Source organism: Paenibacillus sp. FW101-FHT12H11 (assembly GCF_058790355.1).
In genome coordinates this window covers 16987-39596 of sequence record NZ_JBYTCO010000003.1, presented here as the reverse complement: position 1 = coordinate 39596, position 22610 = coordinate 16987, and the positions used below count along the sequence as shown (strand labels likewise).

The following is a 22610-nucleotide window of genomic DNA, read 5'->3' as shown; positions in this document are numbered from 1 at the left end:
ATGATTGGGAGGGTTGCTGCTCATGGAGTTAAGACAACTGGAGTGTTTCAAAATGATATGCGAGGAACTTCATTTTACCCGTGCGGCTGAAAGGTTAGGCATTACACAACCCACGTTAAGTTATCAGATCAAGCTTCTCGAAGATGAACTGGGCATACCCTTATTTAGTCGGATCGGCAAAAAAATCGCCGTCACCGAAGCCGGCAATATTTTATACAACCATTGCAGCACCATTTTCAGTTCCTTGACTGGAGCACGTGAAGAGATTTTTGAGCTGCAGCACATTGAGCGCGGAACGTTGTCTATTGGCGCACTGATTGGAGAAATCAATGAGTATGTGTCCAGTTTGCTGGTCGACTTCCATCACATGCACCCGAAAATTCAAATCAAGCTAAATGGTGTCGTAGATGTTCTAGAGCCTCTGATCCAAAACGAACTCGACTTCGCAGTTACCATTCTGCCTGTGGAAGATGAACGATTCAAAACCGTGCCTCTTTATATCGAAGATTTTTATTTGGTTGTGAAGTCGGATCATCCCTTTGCTGATCACAAATCCATTTCTATTGAAGAGATTAAAAATGAACCTGTCATTATGTTCCCGACTAATCATCGTTGCCGTAAAATGATTGATTTAGCCTGTTCAAGCCTCGGTTTTGACTTGGACCCCAAAATTGAGACTACAACCATCAGATCCTTGTTGATGTTGGTCCGAGCAGGTGCAGGAGTTTCCATTTTATCGAAAACCCTGTTAGAGATGTATCCTCATCAAGATTTGAAGATGATTCCCATAACGAATCCATCACTGCGCAGGGAAATAGGTGTGATTTACCTGAAAGACCGCTATATGGAGAAAGCAGCGAGGGAGTTTATAGATCTAATGCTAGGGCGTCCGTACCCGCTTTGAACGACGCGGATGCAAAAAAAACAAGCCTTGCGGCTTGTAATTAAGCATTTTTGGCTTCCTTAAGCTGATAATACAGACCGCTGGAATCCGACCATTCCGCGAAAAGCACATGCTCATGATGCGAAATTCCGCTAAGATGCAAAAGCTGATCCACCCAAGCCCGGTCTCGTCCCAAGCGCTGCAATGTATCTTCATTGATGCTGCCGTTTTCAATGATGTAAGCGGGAAGGCTGACGCTGCCCTGCTGGCCTTTTGCATTGCCGTTAATCCCCTCCGGGTCTTTCTGGCGCAGCACACTGATGCTGCCATTCGTCTCGAACAAGGCATAAGCGACTTCGCGCAGCGAGAAAATATTATTTTCCCGAAGCAGCATGCCCAACTGGGCGAAATCAAGATTATTGCGCTTCATCGCCTTGAAATCAACCACGCCGTTTTGGATAATCAGATCGGGCGTTCCCGCGGCATAACGGGACAGTCTGGGGAATCTGGCGATAAACTTTTCCAACCCCAGCGCAAGAAGCGTCCAGATAATCAGAGCGAAAACCAGATGGCTAAGATGAACTTCAGCATCATAAATCGTATTGCCGACCAATTCGCTGAGCATTAAAGAGGAAACGAAATCAAAAGCGGTCAATTGAGAGATCTCTTTTTTCCCCAGCAATCTGGTCATGATTAAAAGACCGATCAAAGCGACTGTAAGTTTGACACCGATGCTTACATATAGATTGGCATTCACGTTCATCTTCCCCTTCGTAAAATCAAGTGACCTGAGCGTTCATCCTTTCAACTCTTTCAATGATTTCTGATATCGCATCCATGCTGATGGGCTTGCTGATGTAAGCATCCATACCCTCGGATAAATATTTCTCGCTATCGCCTTTTATTGCGTGAGCTGTCACTGCCACAATGTACGGTTTTTTCTTACCGTTTAACTGTTCATTGATAAACTTCGTGGCCGCCAAGCCATCCATCCAAGGCATTTGAATATCCATAAAGATGATATCATACGGATATCGCTTGACGGCTTCTACAGCTTCTTTTCCGTTTTGGACCAGGGTCGTTTTGTGCCCGAGTTTCTCTATCATTTTCTTTAACACCAGTTGATTTACTTCGTTGTCTTCGGCAATTAATATTTTCAAAGATTGTTCTTTGGAACTTTCACTGATATCTTCCTGCTCGCGCCAATTATCAAATGGTGATGAGTCGGAGTGATTCAACTGGACCCGAAAGTTCGCTGTGAACAGGAACGTTGATCCGGTTTGATCTATCGCAGCCTCATGCCAGATTTCACCGTCCATGAGCCCAACAAGCTTTTTACAGATAGCTAATCCTAAACCCGTCCCCTCTGTTTTCCGAGTCATAAAATGATCAACTTGATAAAAAGGTTCAAATAAATGGCCTACCTGATCTTTCGGTACACCGATCCCGGTATCCTTGACGGCAAACTGAAGGCGCACCTGATCCGATGCTTGCGACACCGTTTCAACGCTGATCGCAATCGCCCCTTTAGGGGTGAACTTTATGGCATTGCTGAGTAAATTTATCAGAACTTGTCTTAACTTCGTCGTATCTCCGTAAACCAAGTTAGGAACTTTGGGACAGACCGATGTTGTTATCTCCAGATTTTTCTCAAGAGCTTTAGACATGACCATATAAAGCGTTTCTGATAAAACAGTTCTCACACTTAACAGTTCTTCTACTAATTCCGTCCTTCCGGATTCAATTTTGGAGAAATCAAGAATATCATTGATGATCGCAAGCAAAGTGGCGCCACTTTTTTTAATAATTTCTACATATTCGATCTGCTCTTCATTCAAATTCGTCTCTAAGAGTACTTCCGTCATCCCTATAACCCCGTTCATGGGTGTACGGATTTCATGACTCATCATGGCTAAAAAATCACTTTTCGCCTTATTCGTCTTTTCAGCGGCTTCCTTCTCAATGATCAACTTTTTTTGTTCGGTCATGTCTTTCGCTATGATGTAAAAGCCCATAATTTGCGTCTGTATAATGATTGGAGCGAGCGTTACCAACACTTCAACAGAATGACCATTTTTATGTTGAATGAAAGCGATAGCTTTTTCTACGTTTTCGATTGCTTTTTGATTGTTTATATGATTGTTTAAAGCCGAGAGCAAATTGATTGAATTCATTTCGCCGATTAATTTGGACATTCCACTGCCGATTAACTCTTCTATCAGATATCCGGTCATTTGCTGAACCATATTATTGCCGTTCATAATAATGCCGTCCAACCCAAAAGAAATAATAGCATCGTGGTTGTATTTCTTTAACGACGTATACCGTTCAATACTTTCCTGCAGCTTTAGTTCAGCTAGCTTATTTTTGGTCACATCAATAAACTGAGCTATAAAATATAAAGGATTCCCATCCTGATCATCACGAATTAACGAAACATGGACTGAGGCCCAAACGATACGGCCATTCTTATTAAAATACCGATTCTCCAATTCGAATGAAGGAATGCTGCCATCCAATAGTTCTGTTAGCAAACCTCTGCTGTTATTACGATCATCAGGATGCCGGATATCATCCAATGTAAAGTTCCTGAATTCCTCTTCCGAATAACCGAAAATCCGGCAAACCGCCGTGTTCACATTCAGCCATTTTCGTTCCAGAGAGATTAAAGCGATCCCAATCGGCGCATTCGTATATATGTGTCCAAAGATAGCTTCGGGGTCAAAAAACTTCAAATCCTGCATCCACGCACTCCTCCTTTTGACAGCTCCCCCTATTTTACCATAAAAAAGGGGCCTGTCCGCCTGCCTGATGAAAATCGAAATTTTCTTCCTCTGCACTCTGCAACTTTTCCAGTCGGCCCGACGTTTGAGATACTGAATGCATAAACTCAACGAGGTGATAGATCTTGAAATCCCGTAAAAAACTTCTAAGCTTATCCGCAGCTGCCGTTTTGTCCTTATCCTTAGCAGGCCAAAGCTTTGCAGCAACTTCAACGTTCACCGATTTGGAGCAGGTTGCGGCCAAAGATAAAATTATTTCTCTACAATCCCAAGGTCTCGTATCGGGAGTCAGCAGCGATCTGTTTCAGCCGGATGCACCCCTAACAGCCTCCCAAGGCATACAAATGATTGTCAAAGCGCTTGGGTTGAACCTTAACGCGATTAATTTTTTCAAAGCGCCCCGAGCTACCGACTATTTTGCGAAAGCCAACAATGATGCTTGGTATGCGCAAAGCTTAATTATTGCAGCGAATAACGATCTGAAGCTTGATGCTGAACTGGATCCGAACCAGAAATGGACGAAGGAAATGTTTACAAAAGAATTGCTCATTGCCTTGGACGGCCATAATATTATGCACATGATGAAGCTCCCGCCGATCGCCATCAAAGACAAGGACGACATTACCCTTGACGCTCTCGGAGCGATTCAAGCCGCTATTTACAAAGGGATTGCATCGCTTGACGCCGATGGCAATTTCCATCCGCAAGCGGATATTACACGCGCGCAAGCTGCAGAGATGATCTATAACTCGCTTAAGTACATCCACCCTGCTACGGGTCAGACTTCAGCACCCGATTCAACCGGCGATGTTCCAAGGAATGGACAAAGCCAACCGATGATTCCTGCAGATGGTCAAACGGGTCAAGTGAAGGCCGATTCCAACGTCTATGAAAATACCCAATACGGCTTTCGTTTCACGCTGCCTGACACTTGGAAAGATTATTCCATTGTAACGGACAAATGGGAGGGCCTTTCCGTAGCGGATTCACAAGCCGAGAACGTGGTGGAAAGCGGCGCAAAAATTAGCATCCGCCATCCCGAGTGGACATCCGAGCAACCGAGACAGGATATCCCCATTCTCGTCTTTACCGTCGATCAATGGAATGAGCTTCAACAGGACAAATTCCATATCGGCGCCGCTCCAATCGGGCCTAGCGAGCTAACCCGTAATGATAAGTACGTGTTTGCGCTTCCGGCGCGTTATAATTTCGCCTACCCTGAGGGCTACCAAGAGGTAGAGGAGATCTTAAAAAGTAATCCGATTCAACCGATTTCTTAAAAACGTTAAAGAAGGTGCGAATGGTTCGCGCCTTCTTTATTCATTTTTTGATCAATTTACTTTATCTTTCTCTCCAAAGACATGGAAGAAGCTATGTTCACCATAATGCTGGATGGTCTCCACATTCTTCGAATTCTTAGACCAAACATCATGCTGTAACCGATGTAACCACCGGCAAGTATACATCAACCGTAGTCCCCATCCCTTCTACGCTCGATATATTTACGTTCCCCCCGTGCGATTGAATAATTTTTATCGTTGTCATCATACCAAGACCTGTCCCATTCTCTTTCGTTGTATAAAAGGGAGAGCCAATTTTGGCTATTAACTCCTTGGGAATCCCTATGCCCTGGTCAATAACCCGTATTAACATATGCGAAGAACTCGGCCTAGAGGCGATAATTTGGAGAACCCCGCCTTCCGGCATGGCTTCCATCCCATTTTTGATGAGATTAATAAAAACTTGCTTTAATTGCTGCCCAATGCATAAGATGTCGGGCAAGCATTCCAAATTCTCAGTCTTGATTTCAATTCTGTTGATTAAAGCTTGAGAACCAAGTAGAAGCACGACATCCTGAATGATTTTATTCACCTGTTCATTTCTAAATTCATAGGCTTGCGGCTTGGCTAAGAACAACAATTCACTTGTAATGAGTTCTATCCTACCCAATTCTTCCATCATAATCGTAAAATATTCTTTATTGATCCCCGGTACTTTATTTTCGATCAGCTGAACAAAACCTTTGAGTGATGTAAGCGGATTCCTAATTTCATGAGCAATTGAAGCAGCAAGTTGTCCAACGGCAGTAAGTTTTTCAGACTCCACTAACAGCGCTTCATTTTTATTTTCCTGTGAGATGTCTCGCGCAACCCCATATACCCCGACAGGTTTATTGTTCACAATGATTGGCATATTCGTAACTTTAACGTCAAGAATCTTGCCGCTTTTATGGTACGCCCTCGTCTCGAAATGTTGTGTGATGCCCTTTGCAGCTTCCGCAAAAAGTGTTTTCGTCTTTTCCAATTCTTCAGGTGGAATAAGAGGCACAAACGTCATGTTTAGAAGCTCATCTTCGTGATAGCCTAACAAAAGCTCCGTAGCTGGATTAACGCTGAGGTAATTCCCTTTCAGATCAAAAGAAAACACGGCATCGGGGTTATATTTAAAAAGCGACTCGTAATGCTGCTCCTTTCGCAACAAGACCTTTTTCTTGCTAGTAATATCTTTAAAAAATACAGAAAGGCCATTGGAAGATGGATAAATTCTCACATCAAACCACTTTTCTAAATGAGGATAGTAAGCTTCAAATTCCACTGTCACTTGCTCATTCATCGCTTTGTAGTAATGTTCATAGAATGACAAGTTAGAGTCTTCTTGAAATTCATTCCATAGACATTTACCGATCAGGTCCGTTCGCGCGCGAAACAGAAGCCTAGCAGCTTCGTTGTTTATGTATGTAAGTACCCAATCGTTATTAACTGCAAAAAATGCATCTGTGACACGATCAAAAACATGAAATTGCTCAGGAATATCAACCATGTGCTCCCCTCATCTCGAAAAAATGGATTGCAGAAATTCAAAAAAGCCTAAATAAAAGGTGCTTTCGCAACTTAAATTTAGGCTTATGTCCAGCACTTTTCTCTGGCTCATTACCGCCAACTATCGACTCGGATTTAAAATAAATGTGATAACGCTTCTATCGAGATCGAAATCCCAATCAACAAAAACATCCAGCACTCTCAAGTTCAAAATAGCGGAAAAATGACTATTGTTATGCAACCTGCTTTTTTCCAAATTACGTTTCGCCAGCTTCAAACTCTCTTCGTGTCCGATCCGAATTAATTCTTTCTCTATGGAGATTAGAATACCATTGCGAATGACAAGAAGAGTTCTTTCATTGATCATGAAAGAATACAGTTCCTCCGGGCTCTTTTGCACTTGGTAGCTAATCGTATCAATCTCCTTGTGGAGCGCCTCTTTCCCTGTGTAGCTCTCCTCCAAAGCGTTATGTAGACGGCTATCATCTGTTTCAATTCCTACCATTACACCTGAATGATTATGCAGGTTCCAATCATAATAAAACTCACGAATCTGCATGCCTGTAAGTAAGAGCAAATAGGCTTTAATTTCAGGAATTAGCGATTTCATTACGAGATCTCTTGTATTTAGAATAGAAAAAACCTTGTCCTGCTGAAGAAGAATTTTCTCTGTCGCTGATAGAAAGCTGCGCAAATAGATCACTGCAAACGGACGATTAATACTTACGAAAATAGATTCCGGCCCTTTACCGAAAGCTTCTCGAAGCAATCTGCCAACATGGCCTGTGAGTTCGTTGTGCATCTGTTTCTCGGTATTATTCAAATCATTCATCCTCGGTATAGGTAGAAGCGTATTGTCTTTTACCCTTAAGTTGATTTTAATTTCTTTTTGTACATAAAACAATGATTAAGACCTAGAATATATTATTTTCCTTTACATTGTTTTTTATCCTTATATAAAAGATGTGCGAAGAATTTATTGGTTTGGATTCAAAATGAATACAAAGATGCTTTTATCCAGATGAAAATCCCAATCAGCAAAAACATCTATTATTTTTGAGTTTAATATTTTCTGAAAATGTGCGTTGTTGTTATGCAAATGTCTTTTTTCAAGATTGCGCTCGGCTAATTTTAAACTTTCTTCAAATCCAAGTTGAATGAGCTCTTTTCCGATACTAATCAAGATGCCATGACGGACAACCAACAGTGTTCGTTCATTAATCATGCAGGAATATATGTCATCAGGGCTCTTCTGAATTTGATGGCTAATCTGATCGATTTCTTGATGAAGGGCCTCTTTTCCTAGATAACTCTCCTGTACGCTTGCCGCAGAACTGTATTTGTCGTCTGATTCAATCCCGACAAAAACACCTGATTGATTGTGAAGTACCCAGTCGTAATAAAATTCACAAATCTTCATGCCAGAATGAATGAACAAGAAGGCTTTTAATTCCGGGATTAACGATTTCATAACCAGGTCTCTTGTATGCTGTATGGCAAGCAGTTGGTCTTGTTGAAGAAGTATTTTCTCCGTTGGCGACAAAAAATTACGTAAATAAATGACGATATAAGGGCGGTTGATGCTAACAAAAACAGACTGAGGACCTTTACCAAAAGCTTCTCTTAGCAATCTGCCAATATAGCTTGCAATTTCGTTTTGAGCTTGTTTATTATGTTTATCCAAAAAATCCATCCTCGATTTAGGTAAGTCTTGTCTTTTACCTTGATGTAGTAGTTACGAAAAACAAAAAAAGCCTAAATAGAAGTTGTCAGGAGCAACTTGTATTTAGGCTTATGTCCAGCGCTGTCTCTGGTTCATTCATGCCAAACACGATATTAGAAATTTGAAAAAAAACGTTTAAGCTTATTAGGCTAAAGCATTATGTCTTTTGCCCTATTTTTATTGTAATAATATTTAACAAATAAAACAACCATTCTTCGTTTTAAGTTTACAAATTGCAACCTCCTATTCAATCCTTTTGGTCGATGACATTTATGATTTTTGGCTCAATCCAAGGCTGAATAATCAATTTCCCGATCCTTGAAATAATATTTTTTATCATGCTCGGAGACTTCTCGCAGTACCTTGCAAGGATTCCCAACAGCGATTACGTTAGACGGGAGGTCTTTCGTCACGATGCTTCCTGCTCCGATCACGGTATTATCGCCAATCTTGACACCGGGGAGCAAAATAGCACCAGCACCTATCCAACAATTTTTCCCGATCGTTACAGGTGCATTAAATTGATAGGCTTTTTGTCGTAGTTCAGGTAAAATCGGATGCCCTGCAGTTGCCACCGTAACGTTCGGCCCAAACATGGTGTAATCTCCAACATAGATGTGGGTATCGTCAACCATTGTCAAATTAAAGTTCGCATATATGTTTTTGCCAAAATGAACATGCTTGCCACCCCAATTGGAATGAAACGGTGGTTCGATGTAACATCCTTCACCAATCTCCGCAAACATTTCTTTCATTAAAGCAACTCTTTTTTCGTACTCCAGAGGACGTGTCTGATTAAAATCATATAGTCGCTCAAGACAAAGAGTTTGCTCCTTTGCCAGTACTTCATTCCCAGGCAAATACAAGCTACCGTTGTGAAGATTTTCTTTAATGTTCATTTTTGCACCTCATGAAATAGGATTTATTTTGATCAATTTTGAGTAGAAAGATCTCGGGTAATATTGTTTAGCCACTTAAATCGACGATAATGAATGAACGCAATTGGTGCCTTTATAACTTCGTCCAAACAAATAATAGCAAACACAGCTATTGGCGGAAGTTGCCACACAAAAGCACTTAAATATCCTAATGGTAAAATGATGATCCACATGACAATCGTGTCACACCAGAAGCCAAACTTGGAATCACCTCCTGCAACAAAAATTCCTCCAATGGTTACAGAGTTAATGGATTTGGGGATACAGTAGTAGGCACATATAAAAAGCATTCCACTCAGATAATGTTGCGCCTGCTCATCTAAGCTTGTTACTTGAAAAACCAAAGGTTTGATTAATAACGTCATGATCCCCGCCAAGATGCCAAATATAATGGAGTAGGAAGTTATGATATTTCCATATTTTTTAGCTGTTTCTATTTGGCCATTGCCCAAATACTTCCCGATTAAAACCGAACCGCCGCTTGCGATGCCACCACACAATACGATTACTAGATTCTTAACAACGGAAGCTACAGAATTCGCGGCCACCATATCTGTATTGATATGGCCGATTATTGCTGCTGTTACTGTAATAGCACAGCCCCAAACCATATAATTCCCTTGAATTGGGAAGGTATATTTAAAATAATCTCTTTGCAGGTTACGTTGAACCTTATCGTTCTTTGGGAATTTCAACTTAATTTTCCCCTTAACGGAATGAACGATACAACTGCCAAATTCGATGAAACGTGCAAGTACAGTGGATAATGCAACCGCTATAATCGCCTTATCGGGATCATCTGGATATAGAATGAAAATACTGAGGGCATTAAATAGAATGTTGAGAATAAGGCACAGGGAACTTATCCAAGCACTTAAACGTGCATTCTCCATACTCCTGATAACACTAAAATACATCTGTGAAATGCCACCCACTAAGTAGGAAAAGGATAAAACTTGCAGGAATTTGGAACCGTATGAAATCAGATCCCCGTCATTTGTGAATAGCCCCATAAGTACATCAGGCATTAATAGTGATACCGCAAAAAAGAAGAGGGAAACCACTGACGTATACATACATCCTATGCTTAGGACTCTTTCAATAGTTTCTAAATCCTGTTTACCCCAATACTGTGCGGTTAAAATTCCAACTCCGGCACCCAACCCCATATAAAATAACGTCAGTACAAACGTTACTTGACCCGCCAGCGAAACGGCTGACATTGCAGACTGATTGATAAAACCTAACATGACGACATCAACTGTAACGGCTAATGCAGAAATTAGATTCTGTAAGGCAATTGGTATCACTAGACGAATCAACTGCTGATTAAAGTTCTTGTCTAAATAATTTGACGATAGTAAATTACGCCACATATTTTACCCTCTTTCTAGTCGGTTACACTATAAAAATAGAACATTTGTTATTTTGATTCCATAAAAATTGAGTATAATAATATCAAAATCGTATTTTTATAGGGAGCGGCGTAAAATTGCAACTAGACGTATTTTCTGATTTATCCGAACAAATCGGTTACAACTTAACGCACCTCAAACTTAGAGTTGCCAAAGGAACGTTAATTCAGTTCGATAAATTCGCGGCGGCGTGTCATTGGCACACAGATTTAGAGTTCATATCCGTTTTGGACGGATCCATGAATTTTTATGTGCACGGAGAAACAGTGCTCTTAGAAAAAGGTCAAGGGATATTTGTAAATAGCAAGCGATTGCATTATGGATATTCTTCCGATATGTCAGATTGCATTTACATTGTGGCATGTATTCATCCTTCGATAATCGGAACAGAACGTTGGCTTGGAAATGAATATTGGGAAGAGAAATTCGGATCAAATACAGAAGATTTCATTGTTTTAAAGGGAGATATCCCCTGGCACAAAGAGACTCTCCTTTGCTTAGATCAACTTTACGAAGAGATGCACAGCAACCATGGAAACCCTCTTTCACTGCTGTCGCTGGCCGTTTCGTTATGTGCAACAATAGGGCGTCATATTGAAGATAGAAGCCAACAAACAGCGATTGATCACACTTCGTTTTATATTTGGAAAATGACCGCATTTATTCATGGGAATTATGAATCCAAAATCACGCTTGAACATATAGCAACCTCGGGTTCCACAAGCAGAACTCACTGCTGTAAACTGTTTGCGGAATATCTAGGACAAACGCCAAATGAGTATCTGACAAACTACCGTCTGAAGCAAAGTTGTGAATTACTGATTGGAACAGGCAGATCAATTGGCGATATAGCTTTATCTTGCGGGTTTCAGAGTGCTAGTTATTTTTCATTTGTCTTCCGAAAGGAATTTGGGAAGACTCCTAATGAATATCGTAAACGGCAGAATGAATAATGATACCGGAACAGCGGTTAAACGGAAGGCGAATTTAATCATAAAAAATGGAGTAACTGCTGCAAGCAGACTACTCCATTTTTTTCTTTAGGGCTCTCAAGGCGAGAGTGTTACTATTACTTTTCTACGCCCTTCACTCTATCGCTTCTTTTAAACTAGTCCTGTTGCTTCGTCAAAGCCAAGCATAATATTCATATTTTGAATGGCTGCCCCTGAAGCGCCTTTACCTAAATTATCAAATCTCGATACGAGTAATATCTGGTCTTTATGACCAAAAACAAATATATCTAAATAGTTTGTATTATTGCATTTCGTGAGATTGAAGAAACCATCCTCTAAATAGGCCTCAGAGTCGAATGGAGCAACGCGAACAAAACGATCATCTCTATAATAAGAAGCAAGCAGTTCTTGAATATTACTTGCAGTAACTTTTTTATTAAAAATTCTAGGAATTAGAGGAATACTTATTGCATCACCTTGATAATAGTTTCCGACAATTGGAGTAAAAAGTGGTGCTGTGTTTAGACCAGTATATAGTTGCATTTCTGGAAGATGCTTATGATTAAGGTTAAGTGCATAATGTCTTGGGGCCAAGAGCTGTTCACTATGTGAGTTCTGATACTCAGATATTAGTTTCTTACCTCCACCACTATATCCCGTAAGCGCATAACAAGACATAGGGTAATCCCTTGGAATTATTTCTTCCGCTACCAAAGGGTGTATAGCTAAAATAAACCCCGTTGCATGACAACCTGGGACAGTTACTCTAGATGAATTTTGGATTTTTGTTCTTTGGCTTCTATGTAATTCAGGTAATCCATAAGTCCAATCCAGGTTAGTCCTAAAAGCGGTACTTGCATCAATGATTTTGGTTTTATTATTATTTACCATAGCTACAGAATCTCTTGAAGCAGTATCTGGTAGGCAAAGGAAGACCACATCTGCTTCGTTAATTAAAGCTCTACGGGTTTCGTAATCTTTTCGTTTCTCCGACTCAATTGTGATTACATCAATGTTAGAAATCTTGGATAAGTAATCATGTATTTTTAAACCAGTCGTTCCTTCTTGACCATCGACAAATATTGTATATTTCATTATTCCACCTCTTACCAATTATATATGTATTAATATACGTTAATATGCATATATATGCAATTACTGATATTGAGTTAATCAGCCCGATAGTGTAACGCTGCTGCCATTGGATGCCGGCAGCAGCGTCTTAGTTTCAGCTATTTTTTGAAGCAAAGAAGTTATTCATCATTTTTTTGCTTCATTTGGATTTCTTAGCTCTATGAGATTGCCATCTTCATCAAATGAATAGTTGTTTCATTGCACTCTTTCCGTAGCCATTACCCTGGTGATTTTCATCAATCATTATTGCAGGTATCCAGTGGTTTCCATCCGAGTCTGGCCTCTTACAAAAAAAAGAAATCCGATTAAATTATCATCATAATAAATTGCACGCAGCTCAAAATCATCCACCACGCTCTACTGCCCTTTACTTTAATAACAAAAAGAGGAGCTGCCGCGAAGCAAGCCCCTCAACTATCGTTTCTCGTCGTAATGATCTACGACTTGTCAAATTCTTAAATATGTAGATTAATGGAAACCAATCATAATTACATGGAAGAAACTAACTATAACCATAATGAATGCTACAATTTCTATAGCGATTATCCTGGAACAAGAGTTAGCTGCCTGATTCATAAATGGAATAGCCCTCTACATTTGTTCAGCAACGAACAATTCAATTCTCATCACGAACTCTGCGTAATTTTCGGAGTAGTTGATATAACGGACGATTCCCTTTAAATATGCCTACTAATTCGGCACCAGCTAAAGTTAACAGGGCTATCATTAATAACAACATAACGAAGGTGATAGCAGATGTAGATGCTTTTGTCAGTATAATGGCACAGATACCAAGGAATGATGAAATGCCATATAAAGTGTACACCGTGCTACGACGACTAATCCCAATGTCTGTCAGTCTGTGATGAACATGTCCACGATCTGCCTCATACAGTGGACGACCTTGAATACCACGACGCGTCATTGCAAGGAGGGTATCTAATAGAGGAACACCTAAAATTAATAATGGGATGATAAAAGATACAAATACAGCTTGTTTGAAACCAAGTATTGAAATGACTGCCAGTACAAATCCAAGAAATGCAGAGCCTGATTCCCCCATAAAAATCGAAGCAGGTTCAGAATTGAAAATATAGAAACCTGCTAAGCTTCCAAGCAAAATTGCACTTAATACCAGAACCATGATATTTCCAGTCATCCCTGCAATAATACATAGAGTAATACATGAAATTCCCGCGATCCCAGTGGCCAGACCATCTAAACCATCTATCCAATTAAGGGCATTGATTAAGCCGACAATCCATAAAACTGTTAATAATATTGAAACCCATCCTGGGAAATAAATATCTTGAGCAAATGGAATATGTACTTGGTCAACAGTGAACCCCGATAAGGCTACTATCCCTGCAGATAGAATTTGCCCAAGCAATTTCCACTTAGCAGACAACGTGTATACATCATCAAGGATACCTACTGTTTCAATAATAAACGCTGAAACTAGTAACCCCCAATAAGCGGGAAGTGATGGGATTATTTTGGGATACATAATAGCAACGGATGACATAAAGGAAATGAATATAGCAAGTCCCCCAAGGCGAGGCATAATTGTAGTATGCATTGTACGATGATTCGGAATAGCTACAGCACCTATTGAAATTGAAATCCTCCGTATTAAAGGGATTATTAGTACTAATATTATTCCTGAAATAATAAAACCGATCAGTGGTGCAACTAACATGCAGTACCATCTCCTATAATTAAATTAATATTTAATTCACATTTTTTGTCATACCTTTCTCCAAGATTGCATGCTAACGATAATATGAGAATTAAACCAATAGGAACTAACATTCACCGAAAAAGCTTGAGCACTTAAAATGGGGTTCTGGTATGACTTTCGACAGATAGAAATATTTTCCTTCTTTCTTCTGTTTATTTCTTAGTTTAACCGCAAAAAACCTGTCGTATCGACAGGTTGATAATAGATCAGTTGCTAAAGTGCCAGGTACATTTCTGTTAGCTTCGTCCTGGTTTCTTTTTTAAACAAACGTGTCCGTTAATTTACTAGAGATATTTGCGATGTAACCAGCTGTAATTCTATTTGTATTAACGTAAGAGTAATAGCCCTCAACTAGCAATCAGATGGGGGCTATTTTAAACTTGCGACTAAGGCAGTGTGACCAGTCAGTTGTAGGAGCCCAAAGTACTCCTTTTTATTACCGAAGGAGATTGGTTTTCGCCAGTTCGATGACTTCGTTGCCTTGCCCGTTCAAAACGGCTTTCAGCATCCACATCGTAAATCCGCGAGCCTGCTCGAGGTTGATTTTCGGCGGCATCGCCAGCTCCTGACGATTGACGACGACGTCTAGCACTACCGGACCGCTGTGTTCGAGCGTTCGGCGAACGGCGCTTACCAAGTCATTCGGATTCTCGACGCGAATTCCTTCGATTCCCATGGCTTGAGCAAGTGCCGCAAAGTTTGGATTGTCGAGTTCCGTTCCGAATTCTAAAAAGCCGGCTGCTTTCATTTCTAATTCCACGAATCCAAGCGCGCCATTATTAAAGACAACGATCTTGATCGGGAGCTTTTGCTGACGAAGGGTCAATAGATCTCCGAGCAGCATAGTGAGTCCCCCATCCCCAGACAGCGATATGACCTGGTGTCCCGGTTGCGCAACCTGCGCCCCAATCGCCTGGGGCATGGCGTTCGCCATTGTCCCGTGGTTAAACGAGCCAAGTAGCCTTCTTTTTCCATTCATGCTCAAGTATCGAGCAGCCCACACAGTCGGCGTCCCAACATCGCAAGTAAAAACGGCATCCTCATCTGCGAGATCGCTGATTACCTTCATGAGGAATTGTGGATGAATAGGAGCTCGACCAGGAGCTGCAAGGTTGTCCAATTCCTCGCGGACTTTGGCATAATGTGCTGCAAAGTGCTGCAGGTGATCAGGGGAGTGCGGTTCCATTAAGAGGGGTAACAGCATGTCGACCGTCGTCTTTATGTCTCCGCACACCCCGTATGCGAGCGGCGTTCGCCGGCCTAGTCGGGAGGAATCCAAATCAACCTGAAGGATGGTCGCTTCTTGCGGATAAAATTGCCGGTATGGAAAATCGGTACCTAGCATGAGTAAGACATCGCATTCCATCATGGCGTGGTATCCTGATGAATATCCGATGAGGCCAGTTAATCCGACGGAATACGGGTTGTCATATTCCAGATATTCTTTTCCTCGCAGCGCTATGACCATCGGGGACTGCAGTTTCTCGCACAGCTTCATGAGCGAAGCATGAGCTCCCGAGCAGCCAGCACCGCACAGCAATGTGATCCGCTTGCCTTTGTCTAAGTAGTCGGCAAGCGTCTTCAATTCGTCTGTAGAAGGGCAGACAATTGGCCGGGTGGAATAGATGGCGCGTTCTGGAACCGGGCTTTCATCGTATTCGAAAGCGGCTACATCACCAGGAAGAACTAAGACAGACACTCCCGACCTTGCCGTCGCGGTTTGCATCGCCATCGTAACCGCTCGAGGTATTTGCCTCGGTCCGGTTACGACTTCACAAAAGAAGCTGCATTCCTGAAATAACATGTCCGGACGTGTCTCTTGAAAAAAGCCGCTGCCAATTTCACTGCTCGGAATATGAGCGGCAATCGCAAGTACTGGCACCCGGTTTCGATGGCAATCGTACAAACCGTTAATGAGATGCAAATTACCAGGTCCGCTACTACCCGCACAAACGGCGATTCCTCCGCTGAGGGTGGCATCCGCGCCAGCCGCGAAAGCCGCAACCTCTTCGTGGCGGACATGGATCCATTCTATCTTTCCGGAACGACGGATCGCATCGAGCAAGGCATTAAGCGAATCGCCGATAATGCCGTAAATTCGCTTTACGCCGGCGTTCAGAAGGGATTCCACGATGGAATCAGCTATCGTTCTTTTCAAGGGAATCTCTCCTTATTGTTTTTTATTATTTTGCCATAATATGAGCAGTATATTCTTGATTTCACTACGATCGGGTTTGTTGGGCTTTAATCTTTCATTCCTAATTTGTGTCGTGTACATACAATGTGCCCATATTTGTGTCGTTTGCTCGCAGCACAAATACCTTACTTTTGTGACCTAGATAAGACTATATTGATTGATGAGCACACCTTCTGAACGATCGTTCGTAGCCAGGAAACGGCATTTTTATGGTCATTTGCTTTCGCCAAAGCTGACAACTATGATGGAGTTGGGCAACTTATCCTTATACAAGGAGAATTCCGCATGATCAAAGTAGTAATGATCCGCCACGGACAGAGCGAATGGAATCTCGAGAACCGATTTACGGGCTGGACAGATGTGGATTTGTCTCCGAACGGTCTCGAAGAAGCAAGACAAGCCGGAATCATCCTGAGAAAGCAGGGTTACGTCTTCGACGTAGCGCATACATCCGTTCTGAAGCGTGCAATTCGGACGATGTGGATCATTCTTCAAGAAATGGATTTGACGTGGATTCCGGAATTCAAAAGCTGGATGCTGAATGAGCGGCATTACGGCGCCCTGCAAGGATTGAACAAAGCCGAGACGGCCGAGAAATACGGAGAAGAGCAAGTTCACTTGTGGCGCAGGTCCGTCGACGTTCGCCCACCTGCACTGGATCAAAACGATGCCCGATACGAAGCGTCCGCGCCACGCTACCGGGTTTTAAAAGAAGGGGAATTTCCGTTAACGGAAAATCTCGATGATACGGAGCGCAGAGTGTTAAAGTACTGGAAGGAGATAATCGCCCCCGCTCTCACGTCGGGCAAGCACATTCTCATTGCGGCTCACGGCAATACGTTACGGGCGTTGGTGAAGCATCTGGATCGAGTCCCTGCCGACGGGATCGCAGATCTGAACATACCGACCGGCATCCCGCTCGTGTATGAACTGAATGAGCAATTGTTCCCGATCCGGCATTATTTCTTGGGCATTGACGGCGAGATGCCGGAAGGAATGATTCCTTCCCATATGCCCCCCACTATTCATGTCGGGCAGTCACCGTTTCCGTCCGAGTGAGAGGCTCAATCGGAGAAGTGGCCTTGATCGTGTCCATTCAGCACGTCGCGATCCTAATCTATCCCGCACGTTAGTTGAGAAAACGGCAGTTCATATGCGGCTGCCGTTTCTTCGTGTTGATTAATTGTATATATTCTTTTTCTTTGATGATAGCATTATCTTCTGTAAGAATTGGCTTTTGAAATTGATAAGTAAAAAATAGACTTATAGCTATCCGATTTTTTACACATAAAATTGAGCTTGCTCGAGAGATATTACTGTACGTATTGCATATATATGATCACGATTCCTAGATCGGCAAACATATGGCTTATAATCGGAATAAGTACCGATCCCGTACGATGACGAATCCATCCCCATAATACACCTGCTGCAAAAATAGGAACCATAGCGACAGCGTTAAGTGGCCAACTGAATACCGGTGTTATGACGACCAAATGATAAGAAGTAAACCAAAAAGAAGCATGAAGCAAATTTTTCGCAGAACCAAATCTTTGTCCGATCCTGTGATATAAGTATCCGCGCCAATAGATTTCTTCTAAAATCGGATTTAGCAGTACCAATATGAGTAGCAATAGTACGGAGTGGTCACCGGAAAAATTCCACTCTCCTAACAAGTATCTCAATTGCTCGATATCAAACAACATGTCGTGCAAATAATAAGCACCAATTAGGAGCGTAATCATAAAAATGAGCCCCAAGCTAAGTCCAAGTATCATTTGACGGAGGGATGCAGTAAGTCCCCAATCGCCAATCGTACGGGTCAGCCTATTTTTTCCACATACAAGGTAGTCCATAAACGGTATAATGCCTATCCAACTGTAAAAGAGCGCAAACGTAAGTATTACACTGTGTCCAACATGAAGTCCAAGTGCCACTAATACAGATGGGGCTAGTCCTATCACATAGCGGTTCATATTATTCTCCCTATCCGAGAATTTTGCTAAAAATCAGATAGTGATATCATAACGGGAAGAGTTCGCTTAATATAGTACTAACATAATATAGTACCTGTCTAAAGAAAATAAAGTTAATAGACACAATAAAACCTCCTATTAGTCCTATTAAATCTAGGTTTTTCTAATAAGAGGTTCTTCTCTGTTGTCTTGAACGATTTCTACTATTAATAAATCCGAAAAACATCTTCCAAATCCTTCTCCAACAAGTCACTTAATTTCTTCGCGGTTGCAGGACCCACCGACTTCAACGATCTCTCAAGCAAACTGATATAGGAATGACTTAAACCCGAGTGTTTTGCCAGCTCCCTTTGGGAGTACCCTTTGATTATTCGAGCCTTCACAAACGAATCGGTCTTAGCCATGATCCTCATATCTCTGCTCTCCTCCCCTTTTACATATATCTAAAAAAACCTAATAAATCTCATTTAAAAGTTGGATTATTCATGTCCTTATTGAGCTTAAATCTTTTAACAAGTCTAAATGTCCTAAGAGTAGATTAGTATCTAAACTCATTATTCACGATCACTTTAGCCTCGAGAACCACATGTTTACAAAAGTTAACACTCGCTAACCAACTTTTTTCCAAAAAAAGCACTTTATTTTTTGGTAACAATCTTTATTTTCCCAGATTATATATATTATATATATATCCCTGCTCTCCTTCTGTTCTCATATTGTTCCCCTAGTACCTATTATATCACAAAATTTAACTATTGCAACCAAAATTGTTTACTTTAAACAACAATCTTCTTGGCTATTTCCCACCCGCCGCTCAGTGTACTTACTTTTGTATACATGATATTATTAAATTGTTTACTACTGTTTACTTTTCGAATCGCGAGGGTGAAGATACATGTATTTCTATGATAAATTACGAGATTTACGTAAACTAAAAGGTTTTACTCTGCGGGAATTAGCTGATCGTTCTGGTGTTTCTGCGGCATACATCTCCCAGTTGGAAAACGGAAATCGCGGCATCCCGTCTCCGGAAGTTTTGATGAAACTTTCCGAAGGACTCAATACGTCGTATTCTGAGCTTATGGACCTCGCCGGATACTTGGAATCATCACCTTCCACAGAGAAATTCCAGAGCAACCCCGTCAATTTACGGAGGTTTCTGCGCGAGAATGAGTTGATGTTCGATGGTTTTCTTTTAACCGATGAAGACAAAGAATGGGTCGAGCGGATGCTGACCGTTTTATTCTGGAAGCAGCGTCAGGATTCAAAACTTGAGGATGGTCAAACGACTCAGGGATAAACAACTAAAAAAGCCCATTTCATCCTATAAGAATGAAACAGGTCTCTCCAGATAGTTACTCTACTTTATCCCTATTATTCTTCATCATCTGACAGACTACCGTTACCATTGTTCCCGTTCCCGTTTCCATTGCCATTCGTGCCATTTCCATTTCCGTTGCCGTTCCCACTACCGTTACCATTTGGTGCTGGGTCCTGCCCGCCGTTACCGTTCGGTGCCGGCGCCCCATTGCCATTTGGCATCGGAGCTTGCCCGCCGTTACCATTCGGTGCTTTATAACCATTGCCGTTCGGTGCTGGCGTCGGTGCTACATTGCCATTAGGCATTGGTGTCTGGCCTCCGTTGCCATTTGGCGCTTTAAAGCCGTTGCCGTTCGGTGCTGGTGTCGGCACTCCTTGGCCTTGGCCACCGCCTTGACCTTTGCCGCCTTCGAAGCCTTTACCTTCTCCCTGACCTTGGCCTCCCCCCTGGCCACCTTGTCCGCCTCCGGTTCCGCCTTGACCTTTGCCGCCTCCACCAAAGCCCTTACCTTCTCCCTGACCTTGGCCTCCGCCCTGGCCGCCTCCGGTTCCGCCTTGACCTTTGCCGCCTCCGAAGCCCTTACCTTCACCTTGACCTTGGCCTCCGCCCTGGCCACCTTGTCCGCCTCCGGTTCCGCCTTGACCTTTGCCGCCTCCGCCAAAGCCTCTACCTTCACCTTGGCCTTGACCTCCGCCTTGGCCACCTTGTCCGCCTCCGGTTCCGCCTTGACCTTTGCCGCCTTCGCCAAAGCCTCTGCCTTCACCATGACCATGACCACCGCCTTGGCCGCCTCCAGTTCCGCTTTGACCCGCTCCTTTAGCCCTTATATAAGCATATGTGATTGATTCGAGGGTACGATTATCGACCGCGCCAGTTACGGGAAGTCCGTGTTTTTTCTGAAAATACTTAACTCCCCTGACGGTCACATCATCATAATATCCGTTAATTTCACCTGAATAGCTACCCAGTGTCTTCAGCATTCCCTGAATAACATATACGTCAGGACCATGCGCAGGTTTTCCTACTGCCCCCGCTAGGTTTGGCACATACAAGAGAAGCATGACTGACAGTATCACAACACCAAGATATTTTCCCGCAAACCTAGTGATTTTCGTTCTTTGTTTGTCATTTTCCTTCCATTGTTGCACTAGCAGACACCTTCCTTAAGTTGAAAATTATTTTACCGCGGTAATACTTTTCCCAACTCTCTAGCGAGCTACTTCATTTCTATTATGGGAAATAAGGGTAAACGAATGGTCTTTCAATCCTTTAAGGTAACTGGCCTTTTCCTGCAATCGAGTTCCCCCAAAAGCAAAAAAAGGACCGGCAAAAGCTGCCAGTCCCTTCCTATCAATCCGCCAACACTATTTAATAGGGTAATCAATCACAATCACATTATCAATGATACCTTTGAGTGACTGCACAAATTCCTGATGCAGAGGATGGGGACCATATTGCTGTAAAGACTCGCGATCTTGGAAAGTCACCCGCAATCCCAGCGTGTATCCCTGTCTATTCCCCGTTTCTTCCGTCTCATTCACCCCTGCGGTTATTTCAACAATGCCCGGAATCTGGCCTTTGAACGACAGCAATTTCGCTATCAATTCCTGTTCCTTCGACGGAGCTAAAGTCTCCTTAAATTTAAAACAAACCATGTGTTCAAACATCACGTAGATCTAACCTCCTGATTGTAGTTATTCCTACCACAGATTTCATTTTATCATACTTATTTTACTAAGTTGCAATGTTGCAAGGAGAGACCGTTGTTATTGTTAACAAATCTCAATACGGCCAAACACAATCCTCAGCCTTCATATCTAAAAGAAATCCCCGAAACGTCGTTTTTTCCAACTGATGCATATCCGTTCGATCCAGATAATCGATGCGGCAGCATAAGCGCGGCTCCATCCACTGCGTGTTGCCCTCTCTTACCGTGCAGAGCGGTACAGCCAGCGTAAGAAATAATTCCTTATCCGCCATCGTAATACCCGCTGCCACTACGCCAACCGGTTTATGCTTCACCGTCCTGAAATTCAGCCCGATGACCAGCTCGAAAGGATCTATTTTATACCCCAAAATTTCCACATGGATCGATTTCACAACTTTGATCTTTAGCCATTCGCTGCTTCGGCTAGCAGGCACATAAGTCGAGCTCTTCTGCTTGGCCACGATCCCTTCCATCTGACGTTCTTTCATCATTTCGAAAAGCGCGTTCCCCTGCGACTCCACAAACAACGTCGGCATAAGTACCGGTGTAGAATCAATGGAATCCGATAAACGCTTTTTCCGCTCCACTAAAGGCTCATTTAAATGCTCTCTTTCCGTATATAAAAGGTCAAACACAACAAAAGTCACTGGATGCGTATGCACAGCACGGGCTATTTTACCTGATTGACTGATCCGGTCCCGATACATAAAGTCATCAAACGCAGGTATACCATCACGCAGTACAATCCCCTCACAATCCAAAATGGCAGAAGACGTCCTAATTGCTCCTAACGCATCTTGTAACTCCGGGAATTTGTGTGTGACCGCTCTCCCGCTCCGCGTGTAGGCTTCAATGCGGCTTCCCTGCTTATGGATAAGGATTCGAACGCCATCCCATTTCGGCTCAAAAATAAAGTGTTGATCGTCAAACGGCTCCCCACCAGCACTGACAGCCATTGGCTTGATGGCTGAAAACAACATAAAATCCCCTCCTGTTACCAGTTTGGGGATTTCATTAAC

General features: G+C 42.4%; 20 protein-coding genes. 5 read left to right on the top strand and 15 right to left on the bottom strand.

Going from position 1 to position 22610, the window contains the following annotated elements; all coding sequences use genetic code 11:
- The first annotated feature begins 22 nt into the window (after positions 1-22).
- A complete protein-coding gene (locus tag AC3WTJ_RS10325; RefSeq protein ID WP_492521706.1) occupies positions 23-904 on the top strand; it encodes a LysR family transcriptional regulator in 882 nt (293 codons plus the stop codon).
- Positions 905-944: 40 nt separating this feature from the next.
- Here AC3WTJ_RS10325 and AC3WTJ_RS10320 read toward each other — a convergent pair whose 3' ends face one another.
- Together AC3WTJ_RS10320 and AC3WTJ_RS10315 are read right to left on the bottom strand one after the other, a co-directional pair.
- Complete coding sequence (locus AC3WTJ_RS10320) at positions 945-1640, bottom strand: DUF421 domain-containing protein (protein ID WP_492521705.1); 696 nt, start codon at positions 1638-1640, stop codon at positions 945-947.
- A gap of 22 nt (positions 1641-1662) precedes the next feature.
- A complete protein-coding gene (locus AC3WTJ_RS10315; RefSeq protein WP_492521704.1) occupies positions 1663-3627 on the bottom strand; it encodes a PAS domain S-box protein in 1965 nt (654 codons plus the stop codon).
- A gap of 164 nt (positions 3628-3791) precedes the next feature.
- Here AC3WTJ_RS10315 and AC3WTJ_RS10310 point away from each other — a divergent pair, with 164 nt between their 5' ends.
- Positions 3792-4946: an S-layer homology domain-containing protein gene (locus AC3WTJ_RS10310; protein WP_492521703.1), complete on the top strand. Its 1155-nt coding sequence runs from the start codon at positions 3792-3794 to the stop codon at positions 4944-4946.
- 148 nt (positions 4947-5094) lie between these two features.
- Here the strand turns inward: AC3WTJ_RS10310 and AC3WTJ_RS10305 are convergent, their stop codons facing one another.
- From AC3WTJ_RS10305 to AC3WTJ_RS10285, 5 genes are all read right to left on the bottom strand, one after another.
- Positions 5095-6486 (bottom strand): PAS domain S-box protein, encoded by a 1392-nt coding sequence (locus AC3WTJ_RS10305; protein WP_492521702.1) that lies wholly within the window; start codon positions 6484-6486, stop codon positions 5095-5097.
- Between the two features lie 120 nt (positions 6487-6606).
- Positions 6607-7308 (bottom strand): Na-translocating system protein MpsC family protein, encoded by a 702-nt coding sequence (locus AC3WTJ_RS10300; protein WP_492521701.1) that lies wholly within the window; start codon positions 7306-7308, stop codon positions 6607-6609.
- A 153-nt stretch (positions 7309-7461) separates the two neighbouring features.
- The gene (locus tag AC3WTJ_RS10295; RefSeq protein WP_492521700.1) at positions 7462-8169 is read right to left on the bottom strand and encodes a Na-translocating system protein MpsC family protein; all 708 of its coding nucleotides are present in this window, start codon (positions 8167-8169) and stop codon (positions 7462-7464) included.
- A 323-nt stretch (positions 8170-8492) separates the two neighbouring features.
- Positions 8493-9107: a sugar O-acetyltransferase gene (locus AC3WTJ_RS10290; RefSeq protein ID WP_492521699.1), complete on the bottom strand. Its 615-nt coding sequence runs from the start codon at positions 9105-9107 to the stop codon at positions 8493-8495.
- Between the two features lie 32 nt (positions 9108-9139).
- On the bottom strand, positions 9140-10522 hold the full coding sequence (locus tag AC3WTJ_RS10285) for an MATE family efflux transporter (RefSeq protein WP_492521698.1): 1383 nt from the start codon (positions 10520-10522) through the stop codon (positions 9140-9142).
- 116 nt (positions 10523-10638) lie between these two features.
- On the opposite strand from AC3WTJ_RS10285, the gene AC3WTJ_RS10280 reads away from it, so the two are divergent.
- A complete protein-coding gene (locus tag AC3WTJ_RS10280) occupies positions 10639-11514 on the top strand; it encodes an AraC family transcriptional regulator (RefSeq protein ID WP_492521697.1) in 876 nt (291 codons plus the stop codon).
- 150 nt (positions 11515-11664) lie between these two features.
- Here AC3WTJ_RS10280 and argC read toward each other — a convergent pair whose 3' ends face one another.
- The 3 genes from argC to poxB form a co-directional block, all read right to left on the bottom strand.
- Complete coding sequence (argC, locus tag AC3WTJ_RS10275) at positions 11665-12609, bottom strand: N-acetyl-gamma-glutamyl-phosphate reductase (protein WP_492521696.1); 945 nt, start codon at positions 12607-12609, stop codon at positions 11665-11667.
- A gap of 655 nt (positions 12610-13264) precedes the next feature.
- On the bottom strand, positions 13265-14347 hold the full coding sequence (locus AC3WTJ_RS10270; RefSeq protein WP_492521695.1) for an MraY family glycosyltransferase: 1083 nt from the start codon (positions 14345-14347) through the stop codon (positions 13265-13267).
- 478 nt (positions 14348-14825) lie between these two features.
- On the bottom strand, positions 14826-16547 hold the full coding sequence (gene poxB / locus AC3WTJ_RS10265) for a ubiquinone-dependent pyruvate dehydrogenase (protein WP_492521694.1): 1722 nt from the start codon (positions 16545-16547) through the stop codon (positions 14826-14828).
- A 324-nt stretch (positions 16548-16871) separates the two neighbouring features.
- Here poxB and gpmA point away from each other — a divergent pair, with 324 nt between their 5' ends.
- On the top strand, positions 16872-17645 hold the full coding sequence (gene gpmA, locus AC3WTJ_RS10260) for a 2,3-diphosphoglycerate-dependent phosphoglycerate mutase (RefSeq protein ID WP_492521693.1): 774 nt from the start codon (positions 16872-16874) through the stop codon (positions 17643-17645).
- Between the two features lie 254 nt (positions 17646-17899).
- On the opposite strand, the gene AC3WTJ_RS10255 is transcribed toward gpmA, so the two are convergent.
- The gene (locus AC3WTJ_RS10255; RefSeq protein ID WP_492521692.1) at positions 17900-18562 is read right to left on the bottom strand and encodes a CPBP family intramembrane glutamic endopeptidase; all 663 of its coding nucleotides are present in this window, start codon (positions 18560-18562) and stop codon (positions 17900-17902) included.
- Positions 18563-18768: 206 nt separating this feature from the next.
- Complete coding sequence (locus AC3WTJ_RS10250) at positions 18769-18975, bottom strand: helix-turn-helix domain-containing protein (protein ID WP_127454443.1); 207 nt, start codon at positions 18973-18975, stop codon at positions 18769-18771.
- A gap of 482 nt (positions 18976-19457) precedes the next feature.
- Here AC3WTJ_RS10250 and AC3WTJ_RS10245 point away from each other — a divergent pair, with 482 nt between their 5' ends.
- A complete protein-coding gene (locus tag AC3WTJ_RS10245; RefSeq protein ID WP_492521691.1) occupies positions 19458-19862 on the top strand; it encodes a helix-turn-helix domain-containing protein in 405 nt (134 codons plus the stop codon).
- Between the two features lie 74 nt (positions 19863-19936).
- Here the strand turns inward: AC3WTJ_RS10245 and AC3WTJ_RS10240 are convergent, their stop codons facing one another.
- From AC3WTJ_RS10240 to AC3WTJ_RS10230, 3 genes are all read right to left on the bottom strand, one after another.
- A complete protein-coding gene (locus AC3WTJ_RS10240) occupies positions 19937-21031 on the bottom strand; it encodes a peptidoglycan-binding domain-containing protein (RefSeq protein WP_492521690.1) in 1095 nt (364 codons plus the stop codon).
- A gap of 216 nt (positions 21032-21247) precedes the next feature.
- Complete coding sequence (locus tag AC3WTJ_RS10235) at positions 21248-21550, bottom strand: Dabb family protein (protein WP_492522212.1); 303 nt, start codon at positions 21548-21550, stop codon at positions 21248-21250.
- A 115-nt stretch (positions 21551-21665) separates the two neighbouring features.
- Complete coding sequence (locus AC3WTJ_RS10230) at positions 21666-22571, bottom strand: ATP-dependent DNA ligase (protein ID WP_492521689.1); 906 nt, start codon at positions 22569-22571, stop codon at positions 21666-21668.
- Positions 22572-22610 lie beyond the last annotated feature (39 nt).